Source organism: Methylococcus geothermalis, assembly GCF_012769535.1.
GTDB lineage: Bacteria > Pseudomonadota > Gammaproteobacteria > Methylococcales > Methylococcaceae > Methylococcus > Methylococcus geothermalis.
Genome location: NZ_CP046565.1, coordinates 2,180,769 through 2,199,991, shown reverse-complemented (window position 1 = coordinate 2,199,991; position 19,223 = coordinate 2,180,769). Strand labels below are relative to the sequence as shown.

21 protein-coding genes are annotated in these 19,223 nt (G+C 64.9%); 12 read left to right on the top strand and 9 right to left on the bottom strand.

Annotated elements, in window-relative coordinates:
* Window positions 1–7: 7 nt before the first annotated feature.
* From GNH96_RS10315 to GNH96_RS10305, 3 genes are all read left to right on the top strand, one after another.
* Window positions 8–457, top strand: coding sequence for a MarR family winged helix-turn-helix transcriptional regulator (locus tag GNH96_RS10315; RefSeq protein WP_169603592.1), 450 nt, complete (start codon window positions 8–10; stop codon window positions 455–457).
* 126 nt (window positions 458–583) lie between these two features.
* Window positions 584–2,077 (top strand): SulP family inorganic anion transporter, encoded by a 1,494-nt coding sequence (locus GNH96_RS10310; protein WP_169603591.1) that lies wholly within the window; start codon window positions 584–586, stop codon window positions 2,075–2,077.
* Window positions 2,077–2,946, top strand: coding sequence for a universal stress protein (locus tag GNH96_RS10305; protein WP_169603590.1), 870 nt, complete (start codon window positions 2,077–2,079; stop codon window positions 2,944–2,946). The genes GNH96_RS10310 and GNH96_RS10305 overlap by 1 nt, the downstream gene beginning before the upstream one ends.
* A 120-nt stretch (window positions 2,947–3,066) precedes the next feature.
* On the opposite strand, the gene pdxR is transcribed toward GNH96_RS10305, so the two are convergent.
* A complete protein-coding gene (pdxR, locus tag GNH96_RS10300; RefSeq protein WP_169603589.1) occupies window positions 3,067–4,518 on the bottom strand; it encodes a MocR-like pyridoxine biosynthesis transcription factor PdxR in 1,452 nt (483 codons plus the stop codon).
* An 89-nt stretch (window positions 4,519–4,607) separates the two neighbouring features.
* On the opposite strand from pdxR, the gene GNH96_RS10295 reads away from it, so the two are divergent.
* Both GNH96_RS10295 and GNH96_RS10290 read left to right on the top strand, forming a co-directional pair.
* Complete coding sequence (locus GNH96_RS10295; protein WP_169603588.1) at window positions 4,608–5,063, top strand: 2,4'-dihydroxyacetophenone dioxygenase family protein; 456 nt, start codon at window positions 4,608–4,610, stop codon at window positions 5,061–5,063.
* Between the two features lie 61 nt (window positions 5,064–5,124).
* A complete protein-coding gene (locus GNH96_RS10290) occupies window positions 5,125–6,021 on the top strand; it encodes a haloalkane dehalogenase (RefSeq protein ID WP_169603587.1) in 897 nt (298 codons plus the stop codon).
* 6 nt (window positions 6,022–6,027) lie between these two features.
* Here the strand turns inward: GNH96_RS10290 and GNH96_RS10285 are convergent, their stop codons facing one another.
* The 6 genes from GNH96_RS10285 to GNH96_RS10260 all read right to left on the bottom strand — a co-directional run bounded on the left by GNH96_RS10285 (window position 6,028) and on the right by GNH96_RS10260 (window position 12,337).
* Window positions 6,028–7,272: an alpha/beta hydrolase family protein gene (locus GNH96_RS10285; RefSeq protein ID WP_169603586.1), complete on the bottom strand. Its 1,245-nt coding sequence runs from the start codon at window positions 7,270–7,272 to the stop codon at window positions 6,028–6,030.
* Window positions 7,273–7,342: 70 nt separating this feature from the next.
* Window positions 7,343–8,803: an efflux transporter outer membrane subunit gene (locus GNH96_RS10280; protein WP_169603585.1), complete on the bottom strand. Its 1,461-nt coding sequence runs from the start codon at window positions 8,801–8,803 to the stop codon at window positions 7,343–7,345.
* Window positions 8,800–9,780 carry an efflux RND transporter periplasmic adaptor subunit gene (locus tag GNH96_RS10275; RefSeq protein ID WP_169603584.1) on the bottom strand — a complete coding sequence of 327 codons (981 nt, stop codon included), beginning with the start codon at window positions 9,778–9,780 and terminating at the stop codon, window positions 8,800–8,802. Before GNH96_RS10275 ends, GNH96_RS10280 begins: the two co-directional genes overlap by 4 nt.
* Window positions 9,781–9,808: 28 nt before the next feature.
* Window positions 9,809–10,516, bottom strand: a complete 708-nt coding sequence (locus GNH96_RS10270) for an ABC transporter ATP-binding protein (protein WP_169603583.1) — start codon at window positions 10,514–10,516, stop codon at window positions 9,809–9,811.
* A gap of 7 nt (window positions 10,517–10,523) precedes the next feature.
* Window positions 10,524–11,684, bottom strand: coding sequence for an ABC transporter permease (locus GNH96_RS10265; RefSeq protein WP_169603582.1), 1,161 nt, complete (start codon window positions 11,682–11,684; stop codon window positions 10,524–10,526).
* Window positions 11,681–12,337: a CerR family C-terminal domain-containing protein gene (locus tag GNH96_RS10260; protein ID WP_169603581.1), complete on the bottom strand. Its 657-nt coding sequence runs from the start codon at window positions 12,335–12,337 to the stop codon at window positions 11,681–11,683. The genes GNH96_RS10265 and GNH96_RS10260 overlap by 4 nt, the downstream gene beginning before the upstream one ends.
* A 161-nt stretch (window positions 12,338–12,498) precedes the next feature.
* On the opposite strand from GNH96_RS10260, the gene GNH96_RS10255 reads away from it, so the two are divergent.
* The gene (locus tag GNH96_RS10255; RefSeq protein WP_169603580.1) at window positions 12,499–12,780 is read left to right on the top strand and encodes a hypothetical protein; all 282 of its coding nucleotides are present in this window, start codon (window positions 12,499–12,501) and stop codon (window positions 12,778–12,780) included.
* A gap of 52 nt (window positions 12,781–12,832) precedes the next feature.
* Here GNH96_RS10255 and GNH96_RS10250 read toward each other — a convergent pair whose 3' ends face one another.
* A complete protein-coding gene (locus GNH96_RS10250) occupies window positions 12,833–14,155 on the bottom strand; it encodes an ATP-binding protein (protein WP_169603579.1) in 1,323 nt (440 codons plus the stop codon).
* Window positions 14,152–14,814, bottom strand: a complete 663-nt coding sequence (locus tag GNH96_RS10245; protein WP_169603578.1) for a response regulator — start codon at window positions 14,812–14,814, stop codon at window positions 14,152–14,154. The genes GNH96_RS10250 and GNH96_RS10245 overlap by 4 nt, the downstream gene beginning before the upstream one ends.
* A gap of 142 nt (window positions 14,815–14,956) precedes the next feature.
* Between GNH96_RS10245 and trhP the strand changes: the two genes are divergently transcribed.
* The 6 genes from trhP to GNH96_RS10215 are packed head-to-tail and all read left to right on the top strand — an operon-like array spanning window position 14,957 to window position 19,218.
* The gene (gene trhP / locus GNH96_RS10240) at window positions 14,957–16,297 is read left to right on the top strand and encodes a prephenate-dependent tRNA uridine(34) hydroxylase TrhP (RefSeq protein ID WP_169603577.1); all 1,341 of its coding nucleotides are present in this window, start codon (window positions 14,957–14,959) and stop codon (window positions 16,295–16,297) included.
* Between the two features lie 31 nt (window positions 16,298–16,328).
* Window positions 16,329–16,814, top strand: a complete 486-nt coding sequence (rraA, locus tag GNH96_RS10235; RefSeq protein ID WP_169603576.1) for a ribonuclease E activity regulator RraA — start codon at window positions 16,329–16,331, stop codon at window positions 16,812–16,814.
* The gene (locus GNH96_RS10230) at window positions 16,814–17,422 is read left to right on the top strand and encodes a cob(I)yrinic acid a,c-diamide adenosyltransferase (RefSeq protein ID WP_169603575.1); all 609 of its coding nucleotides are present in this window, start codon (window positions 16,814–16,816) and stop codon (window positions 17,420–17,422) included. The genes rraA and GNH96_RS10230 overlap by 1 nt, the downstream gene beginning before the upstream one ends.
* 23 nt (window positions 17,423–17,445) lie before the next feature.
* Window positions 17,446–18,387 (top strand): 4-hydroxy-3-methylbut-2-enyl diphosphate reductase, encoded by a 942-nt coding sequence (ispH, locus tag GNH96_RS10225; RefSeq protein WP_169603574.1) that lies wholly within the window; start codon window positions 17,446–17,448, stop codon window positions 18,385–18,387.
* Window positions 18,388–18,425: 38 nt separating this feature from the next.
* Window positions 18,426–18,788, top strand: a complete 363-nt coding sequence (locus GNH96_RS10220) for a rhodanese-like domain-containing protein (RefSeq protein ID WP_169603573.1) — start codon at window positions 18,426–18,428, stop codon at window positions 18,786–18,788.
* Window positions 18,789–18,792: 4 nt separating this feature from the next.
* The gene (locus tag GNH96_RS10215) at window positions 18,793–19,218 is read left to right on the top strand and encodes an RNA-binding S4 domain-containing protein (RefSeq protein ID WP_169603572.1); all 426 of its coding nucleotides are present in this window, start codon (window positions 18,793–18,795) and stop codon (window positions 19,216–19,218) included.
* The last annotated feature ends 5 nt before the right edge of the window (window positions 19,219–19,223 follow it).

Genomic DNA, 19,223 nt, shown 5'->3' with positions numbered 1-19,223 from the left:
ATGGATCATGCATTCCAAATTCGGCTTTCTGAGCTACGAAATCAGTCATTGCATCCGTCAGCGCTTTAACAAGGCAGCCGAAGGCATCGGCCTGACCCATGCCCAGTGGCGAGCCTTGGTGCATTTATCCAAGCACGAAAATTGCCGCCAGATCGATCTGGCCGAGATCCTGGAAATCAAGCCCATTACCCTGGCCCGGCAGATCGACCTGCTGGAGGCGGTGGGTTTGGTTCGACGCAACAAGGATGCCGAAGACCGGCGCGCTTACCGGCTGGAGCTGTTGCCCAAGGCCCATGCCGTCATGCAGGAACTCTGGTCCATCGCCGATGGGGTGGAGGCGCAGGTGCTTAGCGCCCTGTCGGCCCGGGAACAAGAAACGCTCACGGCATTGCTGGAGCGCGTCAAACACCACATCACCACCGTTTCGCCTCCGGACAACAGCCAGCCCGATGATTAGTCCACCATAGTCTCACACGATACCCCCGATGCGCCGCCATGGGTTTGGCGGCGTGTTCTCCCGTTTCGTGTCACTCCGGCGCGGCGTCGCCTCGATGATCGCGCCTTCGTACTCATCAGGAAATTCATGCTCTTCTCATCGAAAAAACAGGATTGGCTCGGCAATGTCCGAAGTGACGTGCTGGCCGGTACGGTCGTCGCTCTCGCCTTGATTCCCGAAGCCATCGCTTTTTCCATCATCGCCGGCGTCGATCCGAAAGTCGGACTGTATGCCTCGTTCTGCATCGCCGTCGTCACGGCCTTCGTCGGCGGCCGCCCCGGCATGATCTCGGCGGCCACCGGCGCCATGGCCTTGCTGATGGTGACCCTGGTCAAGGATCACGGTTTGCAGTATTTGCTGGCGGCGACGCTGTTGACGGGCGTTTTGCAGATCATCGCGGGCTACCTGAAGCTCGGCAACCTGATGAGTTTCGTGTCGCGCTCGGTAGTGACCGGCTTCGTGAATGCGTTGGCCATCTTGATCTTCATGGCGCAGCTGCCGGAATTGACTGGCGTTTCCTGGCAGGTTTATGCGATGACCGCGGCGGGTCTTGCGATCATCTATCTATTTCCCCATGTGCCGCTGATCGGTAAGTCCCTCCCATCACCCCTGGTCTGCATCATCACCTTGACCGGTGTAGCCGTCTATCTGCACCTGGATGTCCATACCGTCGGCGACATGGGCCAGTTGCCGGATACGCTGCCGATGTTCCTGTGGCCCGACGTACCCCTGAATAGGGAGACCCTGAAAATCATCCTGCCGTATTCCGTGCCACTGGCGGTCGTCGGACTGCTGGAGTCTTTGATGACCGCGACCATCATCGACGACCTGACCGATACCACGAGCGACAAGAACCGTGAATGCAAGGGCCAGGGTCTGGCCAACATCGTGGCGGGGCTGCTCGGCGGCATGGCCGGCTGCGCGATGATCGGCCAGTCGGTGATCAACATCAAATCCGGCGGCCGCGGACGCCTGTCGACCCTTTGCGCCGGCCTGTTCCTGTTGATCATGGTCGTCTTCCTGGACGAATGGCTCTCGCTGATCCCGATGGCCGCGCTGGTAGCGGTGATGATCATGGTCTCCATCGGTACCTTCAGTTGGCGCTCCATCCTCAACCTGAAGCAGCATCCTTTGTCCACCAACGCCGTCATGTTGTCCACCGTGGTGGTGGTGGTCTGGACCCATAACCTGGCGCTGGGTGTCTTTGTCGGCGTCTTGCTGGCGTCCTTGTTCTTCGCCAACAAGATCAGCCACTTCATGTACGTGGAATCGACACTGGACCAGGACGGGGGCATCCGCACCTATAAGGTGGTCGGCCAGGTCTTCTTCAACTCAGCGGATCGATTCGTGGCCGCCTTCGATTTCAAGGAGGCCGTGGAGAAGGTCGTCGTCGATCTGCACCGCGCCCATTTCTGGGACATCACCTCGGTTTCCGCACTGGATAAGGTCGTCATCAAGTTCCGCCGCGAAGGCGCCGAGGTCGAACTGATCGGGATGAACGAAGCGACCACCACCATCGTCGACCGCTTCGGCATTCACGACAAACCGGAAGAAATCGAGAAAGTCCTGGGGGGACACTGATGAACGCAAACACCCTTCGCGTATTGGCCTGCATCGACGGCTCGGCCCTGACCCCGGCGGTGTGCGACTACGCCGCCTGGATCGCCCACCGGCTTCAGGCGCCACTGAAACTACTGCACACCATCGACCACCATCCGGAGACCGCCCTCACCGCCGACCTGTCGGGAAACATCGGGGTCGATAGCCGTGATCATCTGCTCGAGGCACTGAGCCAGATCGAACAGCAGCGTAGCAAGCTCCGTCTGCAGCAGGGCAAGGCACTCCTGCAAGCCGCCAAAGAGCGCGTCATTCAAGCCGGCATCTCCGATCCGCTCACCCACCAGCGTCACGGCAGTCTGGTGGAGGCGCTGATCGAACTGGAAGAGGACATTCGTGTGCTGGTCGTCGGTGTACGCGGCAAGAGCCACGAAAAACAGCCCGACAAGATCGGCGCCAAGCTGGAATCCATCATCCGCTCCATGCACAAGCCTATTCTGGTGGTCAACGCCGAATTCAAAGCGCCGCAACGCATCATGATCGCCTATGACGGCAGTTACGCGGCGGAGAAGGCCGTCGAAATGGTGTCGACCAGCCCAGCCTTCAAAGGTCTCATTTGCCATCTGGTCTGTGCCGGCAAAGACGATGCCGTCACGGAACAGCGGTTCGAGGCGGCGACCCATCAGCTGGCACAATCCGGCTTCGGCGAGCTGATCGCACAGAAATTGTCGGGCAAGCCCGAACAGGTTCTCTGCGACTACCAGGACCGGCAGGCGATCGACCTGACGGTGATGGGGGCCTTCAGCCACACCCGAATTCACGACCTGCTGTTGGGCAGCTTTACCGCCAAGATGCTGGCACATACTCACAAACCGCTGTTACTGCTGCGCTGATCCAGCGTTTCATGACTTTCGACTGATTCGTACGCAACCGAGCCTTCATCGAGGTCCGATCCGCCGATCGGGGCGTTGCAGGGTGCGGATATCCGCGGTTTGCGCGTCGGCCGGAAGCCGTCATGCGAGACGAGCCACGATCTTTGCCAGTCGCTCGATTGCGGTATCGATCCGCTCTGAGCGGATCATTCCATAGCCCATGGCCACGCCGTTGGGCGCCGGCTTTTCGGCGGAGTATCGATCGAGGGCATGAAGGCGGATGCCGGCCACCGCCGCGGCCGACACCAATTCGTCGGCCGGAATCTCCCGGCTCAGCATCACCGCCAGATGCAGGCCCACCGCATCCCCCACGGGATGCATCCGACCGCAGCCATGCCGCGACAAGGCCTGAAGTAGGACCGCACGCCGCCCGGCGTACACCCTGCCCATCTTGCGCACGTGGCGGGCCAGATGGCCTTCGCCGATGAAGGCGGCCAGGGTATCCTGAGACGGCGTCTGGCAATGCCAGTCGGCACACGCCTTGGCGGCGACCAGTGCGTCCAGCGCCCAGGGCGGCGCCACCACGAACCCCAGACGCAGCTCCGGGAACAGGCTCTTGGAGAAGGTTCCGACATAGCAGACCGAGCCGGTCCGATCCAGCGTCTGCAGCGCGTCCAAGGGTCGGCCTCCGAGGCGGAACTCGCCGTCGTAATCGTCCTCAATCACCACGGCCCCCCTTTCCTGCGCGAATTCGAGCAGGGCGACCCGGCGCTTTGCGGACAGTGTGACGCCCAGGGGAAACTGGTGGGAGGGAGTGACGCAGATCACTCGGGCCTCGGCCGGCAGGCGATCGACCCTCAGCCCTTCCTCATCGACCGGTATGGCGGCGAGTCTCGCGCCGGCGGCGGTGAAGGCATCCCGCAGCGGCGGATAACCGGGGTCTTCGACCGCGACCACCGTCCGGCTCCGCGTGACCAGGATGCGGGCCAGCAGATCGAAAGCCTGCTGAGCGCCTGCGGTGACCACGATCTGTTCCGGCGAGCAGGAAACCGCCCGCGCGAAGGAGACGTGCTTGGCGATCGCCGCCCGGAGTGCTGGCCGGCCTTGCGGCTGGCCGTAGACTGCCGGTGCTTTCGACCAAGCTCTCAGGGCCCTGGCGGAGAGGCGCCGCCACACCGGAAAGGGAAACGCCGATTTGTCAGGGAGGCCGAGCCTGAAGTCGAAGGGAAAGCACGCATCGTCCACCCCGGGGAGCGCCGGCAACCGGCGCCAGGCCTCATTATTCAAACGGCTGTCCGTGCCCGACTCGCCGGCCGGATGACGAGCCGGGCGCGGCGAGATGGCCGCCACATAGGTTCCCGAACCCGGCCGAACGGCCAGATAGCCCTCGCTCAACAACAGCTCGTATGCCGCCACCGCGGTGTTGCGGGACACACCGACGGCGGCGGCGAATGCCCGTGTCGAAGGCAGTCGCGTATCGGGCTGGAGTCGGCCGTCGAGGATCGCATCCCGCAGCTGTCCGTACACGGAACGCAGCAGTTCCCGGGAGCCTTTGGGCGGCAGGATGATGGGCAGTTCGAAAAGTGGCTCCATGATTTTTGCCTAGTGTGGTCCTTTTTCGCGGTCGCTCGCCGCACTATTGTGCCAGCACCTTCCCTCACTATCCGGCAAAGGAGCATCCCATGTTGGCTACCGAACCGTTCATCCCCGCAGCCGCGGGCAACCCTCAGCTGCCGTGGATTTCCATGGGCCCCGGCATTTCCAAAAAGCTGCTGGCCTTGTTTCCCGAGCGCGGGGAATGGGTCACGCTGCTGCGGCTGGAGCCGGGAACGCGCGTCCCCCTGCATCGGCACCAGGGCGAAGTGCACGGCTATCTCCTCAGCGGAGGCCGGCGCATCGAACCGGAAGGACGAGTGCTGGGACCCGGCGATTACGAATACGAGCCGGCCGGACATGTCGACACCTGGGGCGTTCAAGGCGACGAACCTCTGGTGAGCCTGTTCTTCGTGCGCGGCGCGGTGGAGTACCTGGCTGAGGACGGCTCTGTCCTGCGCCGGGAAACGGCCGCCACCAACGCCGAGGAATATCGCCACGCCTGCGCCGTGCAGGGCCTCGTGCCGCTCGACCTGCGTGGCTGATCAGGTGGCCCCGGCGCCGGAAGCCGGGTGGCTGGCTCATACAAGATCAGGAGTACCGATCATGTTCCCATCCGAGATTTCCGCTGTCGATCACCACCCCAGGAAGCGCGTTCCGGTCCTGGATGCCGAGATGAGCTACGTCGATGTCGGCGAAGGCGCACCCATCGTGTTCCTGCACGGCAACCCGACCTGGTCCTACCTGTGGCGCAACATCATCCCCTACGTCCAGCCCCTCGGCCGCTGCCTGGCGCCGGATCTGGTGGGGATGGGCCAGTCGGACGGTGCGCCCGCATCGGCTTATCGATACTTCGATCACGCCCGATATCTCGATGCCTGGTTCGAAGCAGCGGGCATCGGCGGTGACGTGATCCTGGTGGTCCACGACTGGGGCTCGGCCCTGGGCTTCCGCTGGGCCCGCCACCATCCGGAACGGGTACGCGGGATCGCCTACATGGAAGCCCTGGTGCAGCCGAGACTATGGTCCGATTTCCCTCCGCCCAGGGAGCAGATTTTCCGCCGCCTCCGCGCGGAAGAAGGTATCAGGATGATCGCGGAGGAAAACTTCTTCGTCGAGACCGTGCTGCCGAAAAGCATCCTACGGAGTTTGACGGAGGAAGAAATGGATGCCTACCGGACCCCATTCCGCACGCCGGAATCCCGGCTGCCGACGCTGGCCTGGGCCCGCGAGCTGCCCATTGACGGGGAGCCGCGGGACGTCGCCGAAGCGGTCGAGGCCTACGGCGCCTGGCTTGCGGCTTGCAACATCCCTAAGCTGTTCATCAACGCCGAGCCGGGCGCTCTGCTGGGACCGCGTGCACGTGAATTCTGCCGGCACTGGCCGAACCAGACCGAGATCACCGTACCGGGCATCCATTACCTGCAGGAGGATTCGCCCCACGACATCGGCGCGGCGCTGGCGCGGTTCGTCGCCCGGCTCCGCGGGTCGGCGGTCCGTTGAGCCGTGCTACTTACGCCGGAGCTCCGCCGACGCCGCCATCCATCGGCCCGCATCCCGGCTCAGCCACTCCCTGGCGCGCTCGCGCCCTTTCAGGACGAGATCGAGGAACGCCGTGCTGACGCCGGCCACCTCGGCCCAGTGACGGATGTCCGGGCCGCGCTTTCGCATTTGCCCGCCGAGCTGCTCCCTCCCTCCGGCCGGTGGACCGCCGGCGATGCTTCCACGCCCTCTGCCCGTCCCGCTCTGCTGCCCCACCTGCAATGTGAGGTCCTCGCGGGACCAGGGCATCCATCCGCCCCCTGCCGGGCCTTCGCCCGGTACCGGCTGCGACGGCGGCCCTTTCCATGTTTGCCCCGGCGTCACGCCGGCAAGCTCGTCGTGAGTCCCTCCCTGCAGCACCAGCAGGTATTTGCCGCCGGGCGGCATGGACTGCCACAGGGCCGAGCGGAGGGAGGTAGCGCTCATGCCATAAGGGTCATCGTCGTCGGTGCCGGTCACGGCAAGCAGGGGCATCGCCATCCCCGCGGCACGTCCGTCCAGCTTGCCTTCAGCCAGGGTGACATGGGGACTGAGGACGACGGCGCCGGCGAAAGCGAATTCCGCGTTTGCCGGGAGCGCCGCCTTGACCGCTTCCCCCGCCAAGGCGGAAGCGGCCTGAGCGCCGAGGTCGAATCCCGCCACCGCTGCCTTGCCCGGATCGGCTGCGGCATAGGGGCTGCCCGGCACCGCGGCGCGCTGGCGCAATTCGCCCAATGCCCACGCCAAGTGAGCCAGCCGGCTTTCCAGCGATGCAGGTGAGAAGTAGATCCTTCCCGTGGCCCGCAGTTCCCCGGCATCGAGCTTGTCGGAGGCCCAGAATACCTTGGCCAGGGCCGACGGCTGCATGGCGAACACGGCGTAGCCCGCCGCGGCCCAACGATGACGCCAGAACACCCCCGCCGTGGCGTCTTCGCCCAAGCCGGGAAGGTAAACGACGAGGGGGAATCGGGCACCACCGGCCGGGGCCGTGAAGGCGACGTCCAGCTCGGCGCGCCCGTGTTTCCAGGACTCACGAATCTCGGTGGTAGCGTAGCTGCGTTCCGGGTGGTAGCGTCCCTCGGCTTCGAATTCCTCCAGTATCGACCCGGCCTCGTCCGGGTCGGCCGGCTCCGGCATCGACGGCGGCCCCATTCGGCAGCTTGCGAGAGCGGACAAAACGATCGCGTAGATGATCGAAGAGGACCGAGCGCTACGGCATTCAGGTTTGCTCATGGGGTTCCTGCACTGGATGTGACCCGTTATATCAACAAAACCGGCTGCCGGTGTAACGCCCCCGCGCCGCTCAGCCTCCGCCGGCGAATGTCCCTGCCTCGACCGGAGCAGCTTGCCAGCCGCCGCCGAGGGCCTTGTAGAGCGAGACCAGGTCGGCCGAGACGCTGGCCTGGCTCTGCACCAAATCGCTCTCGGCCGAATACACCGCCCGTTCGGAGTCCAGCACGTTGAGGAACGAGGTGAGGCCGGAGCGGTAGCGCTCCTTCGACAGCTTGAGGGCCAGCCGGTTGGATGCGACCGCCTGCTCCAGTGCGGCCCGGCGGGCCTTTTCCTGGGCGTAGGCGACCAGGGCATCCTCGACGTCCTTCAAGGCGCCGAGCACGGCGGATTGATAGGCCAGGAAGCTCTGTTCCTGCTGGGCCTTTTTGGCGTCGATGTTGGCCCGGATCTTTCCCCAGTTGAACAGCGGGGTGGTCAAGGTACCGGCGGCCGACCAGGACTTGCTGAGGGCGGTGACGTCGGTGATCTTCATGTTCTGGAACCCCAAGAAAGCGGCGATGTTGAACTTGGGGTAGAGATCGGCGGTGGCGATGCCGACCTGGGCGGTGGCGGCGGCGAGCTGGCGTTCGGCCTGGCGGATGTCGGGCCGGCGCCGCAGCAGTTCCGAGGGCAATTCGAGCAGGATGCGGTCGGGTGCCTCCGGCACCGGCTGTTCGGGGTCGAGCAGGGCGCGCAGGGCGCCGGGCGGTTTGCCCAGCAGCAGCTCGAGCTGGTGCTGGGCCTGCTTGCGGGCGGCTTCGTACACCGGCAGCTGGGCTTGGGTCTGGGCGGCCAGGGCTTCGGCCTGGACCGCCGCCAGCGAGTCGGACAACCCGGCCTGGTAGCGGATGCGCATGAGCCGGGCGGTTTCGAGCTGGAGCTTGAGGTTGGCCTGGCTGACGTCCAGCAGGCGCTGGTCGCTGCGCATTTCGATGTAGGCGCGGGCGACGTCGCCCAGCAGGGTGACCAGGACGGCCCGGCTGTTTTCGACTTCGGCTTCCATGTTGGCTTCGGCGGCTTCGATCGAGCGGCGGATGCCGCCGAACAGGTCGACCTCCCATTGCACGTCGAAACCGAGCTGGAAGATGTCGATGTTGTTGCCGAAGCCGATGCCGCCGGGCTGCCCGCCGGCCCCGCTCTGGCCGGCGTTGTTGAGGCGCCGGCTCACGCTTTCCTTGTTGGACACGATCGGCAGTCCGTTCGCGATGGCGACGATGCGCTGTTCGCGGGCGGCGCGGATGCGGGTGTAGGTCTGCTTGAGGTCGAGGTTGGCGAGCATGGCTTCCCGGATCAGCCGGTTCAGCACCGGGTCGCCGAAGGCTTGCCACCAGTCCGCACCAACGGCTTCCGACCGCGCTGCCGCCGGCGGCCGGGCTTCCTGCCAGCGCTCCGGCATCACCGTGTCCGGCCGCCGGTAGTCCGGACCCACCGGCGAACAGGACGACAGCAGAACAAGGAGCAGAAATCCGCCGATGGGCTTGAAATCCCTCATGATCCGGCCCCTTTCTCGGCTTGCGGATTCGGTGTCGAACCCGTGTATTCCGGCGCCTCGATGAACACATCCATCTGCTGGCCGACATACACCGGCAGCGCTGCCGGATCGAAGCTGTACAGCACCTGCAGCACCCGCGTGTCCACCCGCTCGGTGCTGTCGCCGGTGAGGGAGCGTTTCGGCACGATGTAGGGTTCGACATAAGCCAGCTTCAGTTCGGTGCCGAGCTGGCTGTTGCCGCGCAGATAACCGTAGGCCTTGCCGTCCTTGTGGAAGCGCCAGGCGTCGTTTTCGTCGATGTCGACCCGGATGTGGAGCCGGTCCATGTCGCCCATGATGATCAGGGGCGTATTGAGGAATCCGGCGGTCGCGTATTCGCCCAGGCGTACATTGACCTGCAGGATTTCTCCCTTGATCGGCGCGCGCACTACCATCCGGTCCAACGTCGTCTGGACCAGCGCCAGCTGAGCCTCGGCCTGCTTGACCTGGGCACGGGCGGTTTCCAGCCGGGCCTTGGCGATCAGCACGGCGTTACGGCGGCGCTTGATGTCCTCGGCGCTGATGGCCCGTTCGTCGGTCACGGCCTCGGCCAGGGCCAGCAAAGTATTCACGTCGGTCAGCGAGGCCTCGGCTTCCACCACGCTCGCCTGGGCTTTGGCCAGATCGGCGCGGCGCACCTCCAGCTCCGCCAGCGGCTCGCGGTCGTCCAGCCGGAACAGGACGGCACCGGCCTCGATCCGATCGCCGACCTTGACGTCGACGCTCTTGATCAGCCCCGGCAAGGGCGTGCCGATGCCGATGTTCCTGCTCCCGGCCTCGACGATCCCCGCCCCCGCGATGTATGACTTGAACGGCGGGCGGGAGGGCTCGACCACGGCAGGTGCGACCGGCGGCGGCTGATTGCCGGTGACGACGGAATAGACCCCGAACAGGAATCCGGCAACGGCCAGCACCGGCAAGGTCGCTTTGGGTAACATTCTGTCTCCGCGATGATGGGACGGGGGGTCACGACGGCCCGGACGAACGGACGACTTTCACCACCAGCCCGTCGTCCATCTGTGCAATGCAGTCCGCGAATTCGAAAATCCGGGCGTCGTGGGTGACGATCACCAGTGCCCGGTCCTGGTCCAGCGCAACCTGTTTCAGCAAATCCATGACGCGATGCCCGGTTTCATGATCCAGCGCACTCGTAGGCTCGTCACAGACGATCAGCCTCGGCCCGTGCACCAGGGCCCTGGCGATCGCCACACGCTGCTGCTGGCCGCCGGAGAGCTGGGAAGGCAGGGACTCGGAGCGGTCGGCCAGCCCCACCCGTTCCAGCACTTCCACGGCACGGCGCTTCGCCTGCTGCCGCGGGGTTCCGTTGAGGATCATCGGAATCGACACGTTTTCCGCTGCCGTCAGACTGGGCAGCAGATTGTAGGCCTGGAATACGAAACCGATGTTGGCGGCGCGGAACCTGAGCTTGTCCTTGTCCTTCATGTGCAGCAGGTCGTGGCCGAATACCTCGCAGAGCCCTTCGTCCTGGTCGAGGATACCGGCGATCACCGATATCAGGGTGGTCTTGCCGCAGCCGGAGGGGCCGACCAGCATCATCAGCTCGCCGGCGTGAATGTCGAGGTCGATGCCACGCAACGCGACGACCTGCTGCCCGCTACCGTCGTAGGTTTTCCTGACTCCTTGGCATCGCACCGCCAATGTCGATGCGCTCATGGTTTCCTCAGCCCTTGAACACGATGGCTGGCTCCAGCTTGATCACCTTGCGGATGCTCAAGAGGGCCGCGAACACGCAGATCAGCGTCACCCCCAGGCCGCTGAATACCAGCAACTGCCAGGGAAGCTTGAAAGCCAGAATGGTGTTGCGCATGGACCAGCCGAACAGCGAGGTCAGGCCGACCCCCAGCCCGTAGCCGATCGCGCCCACCAGGGTCGCCTGCAGCAGGATCATCCCTAACAGCGTGCCGTTGCCGGCGCCCATGGCTTTCAGCACGCCGAACTGGCGGATGTTTTCCAAGGTGAAGTTGTAGAAGGTCTGGCCGGCGATGGCCGCGCCGACGATGAATCCCAGGGTGACCGACATGCCGAAGTTGATGGGGATGCCGGTGTTCTTGAGAAAGTAATTGACGGTCAGCTCCTCGAATTCGGTCTGGGTATAGGCCGCCAGCCCGGTGGTTTCCCGAATGCGGCGGGTCAGTGCATGGATGTCTTGCCCCGGCTTGGCCTTGACCAGCACGAAGGACAAGAGCTTGCGTTCCCTCGGTGCGTACAGCGTGGCCCGGGAGTAGGTCGTGTAAACCACCGGCTGGGACTGGAAGGTCCGGGTGGTCTTGGCGATGCCGACCACCACGGCGCGACGGTCGTTGAGTTCCAGCGTGTCGCCCACTTTCAGCGGCACCGGCTTGCCGCCCGGCTCCTTCGGCGGCTTGGCCAGCTTGTCGCGGGCGCCGTCGATGTCGACGATGACCGAATCGGCCCGCCGCAGGTCCTCCAGCCGTCCCTCCAGCATGACCGGCGGCCCGCCGATGAGGGTCGCATCATCCAGGCCGATCACGTTGCAGGTCTGGAACGTCCCGTCCGCCAGGCGCGCCTTGATGAGCCCCTTGTACAGGGGCATCGCCCAGTCCACGCCGCTGACGCCGCGCACCCGGAACAGCTTGGTGTCCTGCAGCGGCTTGATGTCGTCGACGAACTGCACCTTGGAATCCATCACCCAGACGTCGGGCAGGCCGACGTCGGTGACGAAGCTGTACGAGCGCATCATCAGCCCGACGAAGATGGCCGGCTGCTGGGTCATGATCAGCGAGGCGAAGGTCAGGCCCATGACGATGCCGAGGTACTTGCCGCGGTCGCCCATCAACATCTTCAAGGCAATGTAGTTCATGATCCTGCCTCCCCGGCGGGTAGATGCTTGAGGGCTGCGATGGAGAATCGGGCGATGAGATCCGCGGTTTTCCCGATTTCCTCCGGCGTGGCGATGATGTCCGGACAAAGCCGGTCGATCAGAGAGCGTGAATGCCGGTACATCAGGCATTGGCCGACGATGCTCAGGCCCAGCCGGTGCATGCCGGCCTCGCTCACGCCGGGCCCGACCAGCTCGGCGACGATGCCTTGCAGGAGAGCGCAGCGCGGCTTCATCGTGGTTTCGATGACCTGGTCGAGCGCGGCGGTGGGGTCGGCGATCTCCCGCGCGATCAGCTTGCCGTGGCGGCCGAGATGGGTCTCATCCAGCAGGCGGGCCAGGAAGTTGGCGATGAAATGGCGCAGCCGCATCTCGGGCGGCAGACTCGCATCGCGGGCCAGCGTGTCGGGGTAGCGTTCGTGAGTTTCCCGGAATGCGACGGCCAGCACTTCCGAATACAGCGCCTCCTTGCTGCGGAAGTAGTAGTTCACGGACGCCGCATTCACCTCCGCCCGCGCGCAGATGTCCCGTACCGTGGCATTGCGGAATCCTTTGTCGGCAAACACGTCCAGCGCGGCTTGCAGCAGCCGTTCGCGAGTCGGATCCTGGCAAAGAGGAGCGTTGGGTGGATTCATCCAGATGATTCAAACGAATGTTTGAATCAACATACTCAACCAAAAGCTCAAAGTCAAACGCACGGCACACCTCGCCTCTCGAGCCCCTGCAAGGCGCCGCCGCCAGCCGCTTCGTCAAAGAAACGAATCCGAATTTCAGACGCGTCCCGGCAAGTTTCGTCATGCCTTGGCCGGAAGTTCGGGCCCAGCGCGAGGCGGACGAAAAGGCCAAGCCGCTGGAACAGTATCGCCGCGAAGAGCTTGCCCAAATGCGCCGGAACTTCTGGGGCGACGACCCGAGCTATCACTTGGCGCGCACGGCATTCGTGCGCAAGCAACCTCGGCCGGGACATCTGAAATGCTCGATCGCCCTCGAAAACGCCTGCGGAAGCGAGCATTGCGAGGAGTCCAAGCGAGCGTCCGCGAACCGCTGTGCACTGGCTTCGGTGGGCTGGGCCGAGTAGAGCCTCCCGTCACCGGGTCTGCCTCGCTCTCGCCGCGGATGTCACATCCCCGTCAGGGCCGGCGACGCTCCGGTGGATGTTGAGCGGGGAAGGCGACGCGCACGCGAAGCCCTTTTTTCTCCCCCTCGCCCAGCGTGATGCAGGCACCGTGCCGGTCGGCGATCGCCCGGACGATCGCGAGCCCAAGACCGGTCCCCGGTTCGGGGGTTTCCGCGCCACGGTAGAAGCGGTCGAACACCCGGTTCCGTTCGGCGGCGGGGATGCCGGGACCGGTGTCCACGACTTCCAGACAGGGCCGGCCGTCCTCGGCTCGCCGCACCGAGACATCGACGACGCCGCCCCGGGGGGTGTAATGCACGGCGTTGTCGACCAGATTGGCCAGCAGGGTACGCAAAGCCCCCGGATCGCCGGTGACGCTCAAATCGGCGTCGACTTCGGCGAAGCCGAAATCGATCGACTTCCGGGCCGCCAAGCCTGCGTGCTCGGCCACCACCTGCCGGGCGATGTCCGCCAGCACCACGCGGGTCAAAGGCACCGAGACGGCATCCGGCTCCTGGCGAGCCAAGGTCAGGAGTTGCTGCACCGCCCGGCCGGCACGCCGGACGCCGGCCTTGAGGTCCTCCATCGCCGCGCTGCGTTCGTCCGCCGTTTCCGCGTGCTCGGCCAGATCCGCCTGGAGCTGCATGGCGGCGATGGGCGTACGCAGCTCGTGCGCCGCATCGGCGATGAACGCCCTCTGCGCTGCCAGCGCTTCCGACAGGCGGGCGAGCAGGTCGTTCAAGGAGCGGACCAGCGGCAAGGCTTCTTCGGGGATGGGGGTTTCGGAGAGAGGCTCCAGGGATTGCGGCGTGCGCGCCGCCACCGCCCGCGCCAGCCGCCGCAACGGCGCCAGGCCTCGCCCGACGATGACCCAGATCGCCAGGCTCAACACCGGCAACAGCACGACGAACGGCATCAGCACGCGGGATGCGGCTTCCAGCGCCAGCTTGTTGCGCACGCTCATGGGCTGCGCCACCTGGATCACCCGCCGGCCCAGCGGCGTGGCGAACACCCGCCACGCGCCCTCGCGGGTTTCGACGGTGGCGTAGCCGGTGCCGACGAGGCCCGGCAGCGTCCGGTGCGGATGGGAATAATAGAGTTGAACGCCCTCCGGGCTCCAGACCTGGACGACGAGGTCCAGATCGTCGCGGTCCTGCCGTACGGGCGGTGGATAGGCCTGGTCGCCCAGCGACAGCGCGAACTGGCGCAACTGGTAATCCAGCAGCGCACCCACCTCGAACCTGGCCGCGGAAAAAGTCGCGTAAGCCCCGATGCCGGTAGCGACCGCGATGGTTCCGAGCAGTGCTGCAATCAGCCGTCGGCGGATGGACCTCACGTCTGCCTCGGCATGAGATAGCCGACCCCGCGCACGTTGACGATCCGTTGGGTTCCGAGCTTGCGCCGGAGCGAATGAATGTAGACCTCGATCGTGTTGCTTTCCACCTCCTCGCCCCAACCGTAGATCCGCTCTTCGAGCTGGCCCCGCGACAAGGGCATGTCCGGATGTTCGAGCAGCGCGGTGAGAAGAGCGTATTCCCGCGCCGAGAGCCGGACCGGCACATCGTTCAGCCACACCTCGTGGGTCATCGGGTTCACCGTGAGTCCGTCGTGCTCGATCAGCGGCGTCGGCCGCCCGCTGCGGCGCCGCGCCAGGGCCCGGACCCGGGCGGAGAGCTCTTCGAGATCGAAGGGTTTGACCAGATAGTCATCGGCCCCCGAATCCAGCCCGGCAACCCGATCCGCGACCGAGTCGCGCGCGGTGATGATCAGCACCGGCATGGGGTTTCGACGCGCCCGGAGCGTCTTAAGCACGTCCAGGCCCGGTTTGCGCGGAATGCCGAGATCGAGGATCAGAAGTTCGTGCACGTCGTTGGCAAGCGCCCGTTCCGCGGCCAAGCCGTCCCGCACCCAGTCGACCGCGTAGCCTTCCCGCTTCAGCCCGAGCTGAACGCTCTTGCCGATCATGGCGTCGTCTTCAACCAGCAGGATGCGCATGCGGCGAATCGTGATCGTGGCTATTGGCGGCAATGAATAGGCCTTGGCGGCGGCCGAGTCAAGCGGCGCCGGTCAACGCCGCTGCCGGGTTCTGGTATAGTGCGGAAAGCTACGCCATTCCTTAAGATGTTTCCGCTCCCCCATGCGCTCTGTCGAACTGCTCTCCCCTGCCGGCACCCTGAAAAACCTGCGTTACGCCTTCGCCTATGGCGCCGACGCGGTCTATGCCGGCCAGCCGCGCTATTCGCTGCGGGTCCGCAACAACGATTTCCTGGAGAAAAACCTGGCGTTGGGAATCGCCGAGGCGCATCGGCTGGGCAAGAAATTCTATCTCGCGGCCAACGTGCTGCCCCATAACGCGAAGATCAAGACTTTCCTCAAGGACATGGCGCCGGTGATCGAAATGGGGCCGGATGCGCTGATCATGGCCGACCCCGGCCTGATCCTGATGGTGCGCGAGGCGTGGCCGGCGATGCCGGTCCATCTGTCGGTGCAGGCCAACACCATGAACTTCGCCGCAGTGAAATTCTGGCAATCGGTCGGCATCTCGCGAATCATCCTCTCGCGCGAGCTCTCGCTCGACGAGATCGCCGAAATACGCCAGCACTGCCCGGACATGGAACTCGAAGTCTTCGTCCACGGCGCGCTTTGCATCGCCTACTCCGGCCGCTGCCTGCTGTCCGGGTATTTCAATCACCGCGACCCCAATCAGGGCACCTGTACCAACGCCTGCCGCTGGAAATACGAACTGGGGCCGGCGCAGGAAAACGCGGAAGGAGATTATGTCCCGGGCGCCTTGCGCTTGAACCTTGCCGACCTCAACGGCCACTTCGCCGATTGCGGCGGCGCGGAACGCCACCCCCTGGCCGACGAGGTCTATTTCCTCGAGGAAGAAAACCGGCCGGGCGAACTGATGCCGGTCATGGAGGACGAACACGGCACCTACATCATGAATTCGAAGGATCTGCGCGCGATCGAGCACGTGCAACGGCTGGTGGACATCGGCGTCGACAGCCTGAAGATCGAGGGACGCACCAAGTCTTATTATTACGTGGCCCGCACCGCCCAAGTCTACCGGCGGGCCATCGACGACGCGCTGGGCGGCCGTAAATTCGACTGGAACCTCTTGGGCGTGCTGGAAAACCTGGCGCAACGCGGCTACACGGACGGGTTCTACCAGCGTCACCATACCCAGGATTACCAGAACTATGTGCGGGGTTATTCGGAAAGCCACCGACAGCAGTTCGTCGCCGAAGTCGCCGGGTTCGACGCGGGGGTGGCCGAGGTGCTGGTCAAGAACAAGTTCGGCGTGGGCGACCGGCTGGAACTGATCCGGCCGGAAGGCAACCTCGATTTCGTCCTGTCCGGCATGGAAGATTCCCAGGGCAACGCCATGCAGGAGGCGCCCGGCGGCGGCTGGGAAGTGCGAATCCCTCTGCCGGAACCCTGCGGCGATACCGCCCTGCTGGCCCGTTACCTGTGATACCGACCTGCCCGATACTGGAGTTCGTACCATGGATTTCACCACCGCCGATCTCTGTGACCGGTTTTTCCCGAGCCACCCGCTGCAAATCGCGGAACCGGCCTTCCGCGCCTTCGGCGCAGTCCCGCGCTTCCACGGCCCGATCACCACCCTCAAGGTGTTCGAAGACAATGTCCTGCTCCGCGAAACGCTAGAGCAAAAGGTCGACGGCCGCGTGCTGGTCGTTGACGGCGGCGCCTCCCACCGCTGCGCGCTGCTGGGCGCAAACCTCGCGCGGCTCGCCGCCGACAACGGCTGGCAAGGCATCATCGTGTACGGTTGCGTACGGGACTCCGTGGAACTCGGTACGCTGCCCATCGGCATCCGTGCACTCCACACCCACCCGCTCAAGAGCCACAAGCGCGGTGGCGGCGACAGGGATTGCCTGATCACTTTCGCCAGCGTGAACTTCCGCAGCGACCATTACCTTTATGCCGACGAAGACGGTATCGTCGTCTCCGAGGAGAAGCTGATCTGATGGGAAATCGCCTGACCCGAATCTACACCCGAACCGGCGACGACGGCACCACCGGACTTGGCGATGGCGGCCGCACCGACAAGGACAGCCTGCGCATCGAAGCCTGCGGTGCGGTCGACGAGTTGAACAGCACGCTCGGTGTCGTGCTGACCCAAGCGACTTCGGAGGAACTGCGCACCTGTCTGGCCGAGGTCCAGCAAACCCTGTTCGATCTGGGCGGCGAATTGAGCCTGCCCGGTCAAACCCTGATGCAGGCCCGGCAGACCGAATGGCTGGAAGCCTGGCTGAACCATTTCAACGGGCAGCTGCCGCCGCTGAAGGACTTCGTGCTGCCCGGCGGGAGTCTGCCGGCAGCCTATTGCCATGTCGCACGGACGGTCTGCCGCCGGGCGGAACGGCGGCTGGTGGCGCTGGCTCGCGCCGAGTCCGTCAACCCGGCATCGCTGGCCTATCTGAACCGGCTATCGGACTTCCTGTTCGTGGTGGCCCGGATGCTGGCCCGCATGGGAGGCCATCACGAACCGATCTGGCGCCGGGACCGCGAACCGCCTCTGCCTCGCGTTGATTCTGCGGTCTTGCCATGCCACAATGCCCCACCCCGCAAGTAAGAAATTAGCCTGGTAACAGCCCCATGGAAATCATCCTCGCCAATCCCCGCGGCTTCTGCGCCGGCGTCGACCGTGCCATCGAAATCGTCGACCGCGCCATCGAAGTGTTCGGGGCGCCGATCTACGTGCGCCACGAAGTCGTCCACAATCGCTATGTGGTGGATGGGCTCCGCGATCGCGGCGCGGTGTTCGTCGAGGAACTGTCCGAAGTGCCGGAAAATTCGACGGTCATCTTCAGCGCCCACGGCGTCTCCAAACAGATCCAGGAAGAAGCCAGGGAGCGAGGCCTTCAGGTTTTCGATGCCACCTGCCCGCTGGTCACCAAGGTCCATATCGAAGTGCACCAGCACGCCAGCGAGGGCCGCGAGATCGTCTTCATCGGCCATGCCGGACATCCTGAAGTGGAAGGCACCATGGGACAGTACGACAACCCGGCCGGCGGCATCTATCTGGTGGAGTCGCCGGAGGACGTCGAAAAGCTTCAGGTGGCGAATCCGGACAATCTGGCCTACGTGACCCAGACCACGCTTTCCATCGACGACACCGGCGCCGTGGTGGAAGCGCTGAAAGCGCGCTTCCCCAAGATCCTGGGGCCGCGCAAGGACGACATCTGCTATGCCACCCAGAACCGGCAGGATGCCGTGAAGAAGCTGGCGGCCCAGTGCGACACCATCCTGGTGGTCGGATCGCCCAACAGCTCCAATTCGAACCGGCTGCGCGAAATCGCGGAGAAGCTGGGCCGCAAGGCTTTCCTGATCGACGACGCGGCCCAGCTGACCCGCGACATGGTCGCCGGCGCCGAACGCATCGGCGTCACCGCCGGCGCCTCGGCACCCGAGATTCTGGTCGGGGAGGTCGTCGCCCAGCTCAAGGAATGGGGCGGACGCACCGCCACCGAAACCCAGGGCATCGAGGAAAAGGTCGTGTTTTCCCTGCCCAAGGAACTGCGCCGGCTCAGCGCCTGAGCCGGCAGATTCCAATACTCAGCGAAGGAGGAGTGACCATGGCGCTCACCCCCATGGATCTGGTTGCCGCCGCCAAGCAGCGGATTCGTGAAGTCGGCCCGAGCGAGGTCCAGGCAGTGCTCGGCCGAACATTGATTCTGGATGTCCGGGAACCGGAAGAGTACATGGCGGGACACCTGCCCGGCGCGATCAACATTCCGCGCGGCGTGGTGGAGTTCCGCATCGAGACCCATCCCGCATTCCAGGGAAAAAAGGATGCCGACATCATCGTCTACTGCCAGAGCGGCCTCCGTTCGGCACTGGCCACCGATATCCTGCAACAGCTCGGCTGGAGCGGAACCGTCAGCATGGCGGGCGGTTTCAAGGCCTGGAGCGAGGGCGGTCTGCCGGTTTCGAGCTGACCCCATGGCAGGACCGGGCGGGCGCCCCTCCCCGACGGAAGAAGGCGGGGACAAGGTCAGGCTGGACAAATGGCTGTGGGCCGCCCGTTTCTTCAAGACCCGGCAGCTCGCCATCGAGGCCATCAACGGTGGCAAGGTCCATCTGAACGGCCAGCGCGCCAAGCCTGGCAAGGAAATCGGCCCCGGCGCGCGGCTGGAAATCACCCGTGCACAGGATGTCTGGGAAGTCGTCGTCGAAGCCCTCCCTACCCAGCGCCGGCCCGCCAGGGAGGCCGTGCTGCTCTATCGCGAAACCCCGGAGAGTCAGGCACGGCGCGAGGCCGAAGCCGCCCGCAGGCGGGAGGCGCGGCAATTCGCGGATGAACCCGCGCACCGGCCCTCCAAGAAGGACCGCCGCCTGATCCACCGCTTCAAGCAATCCCTGGACTGAGGCGG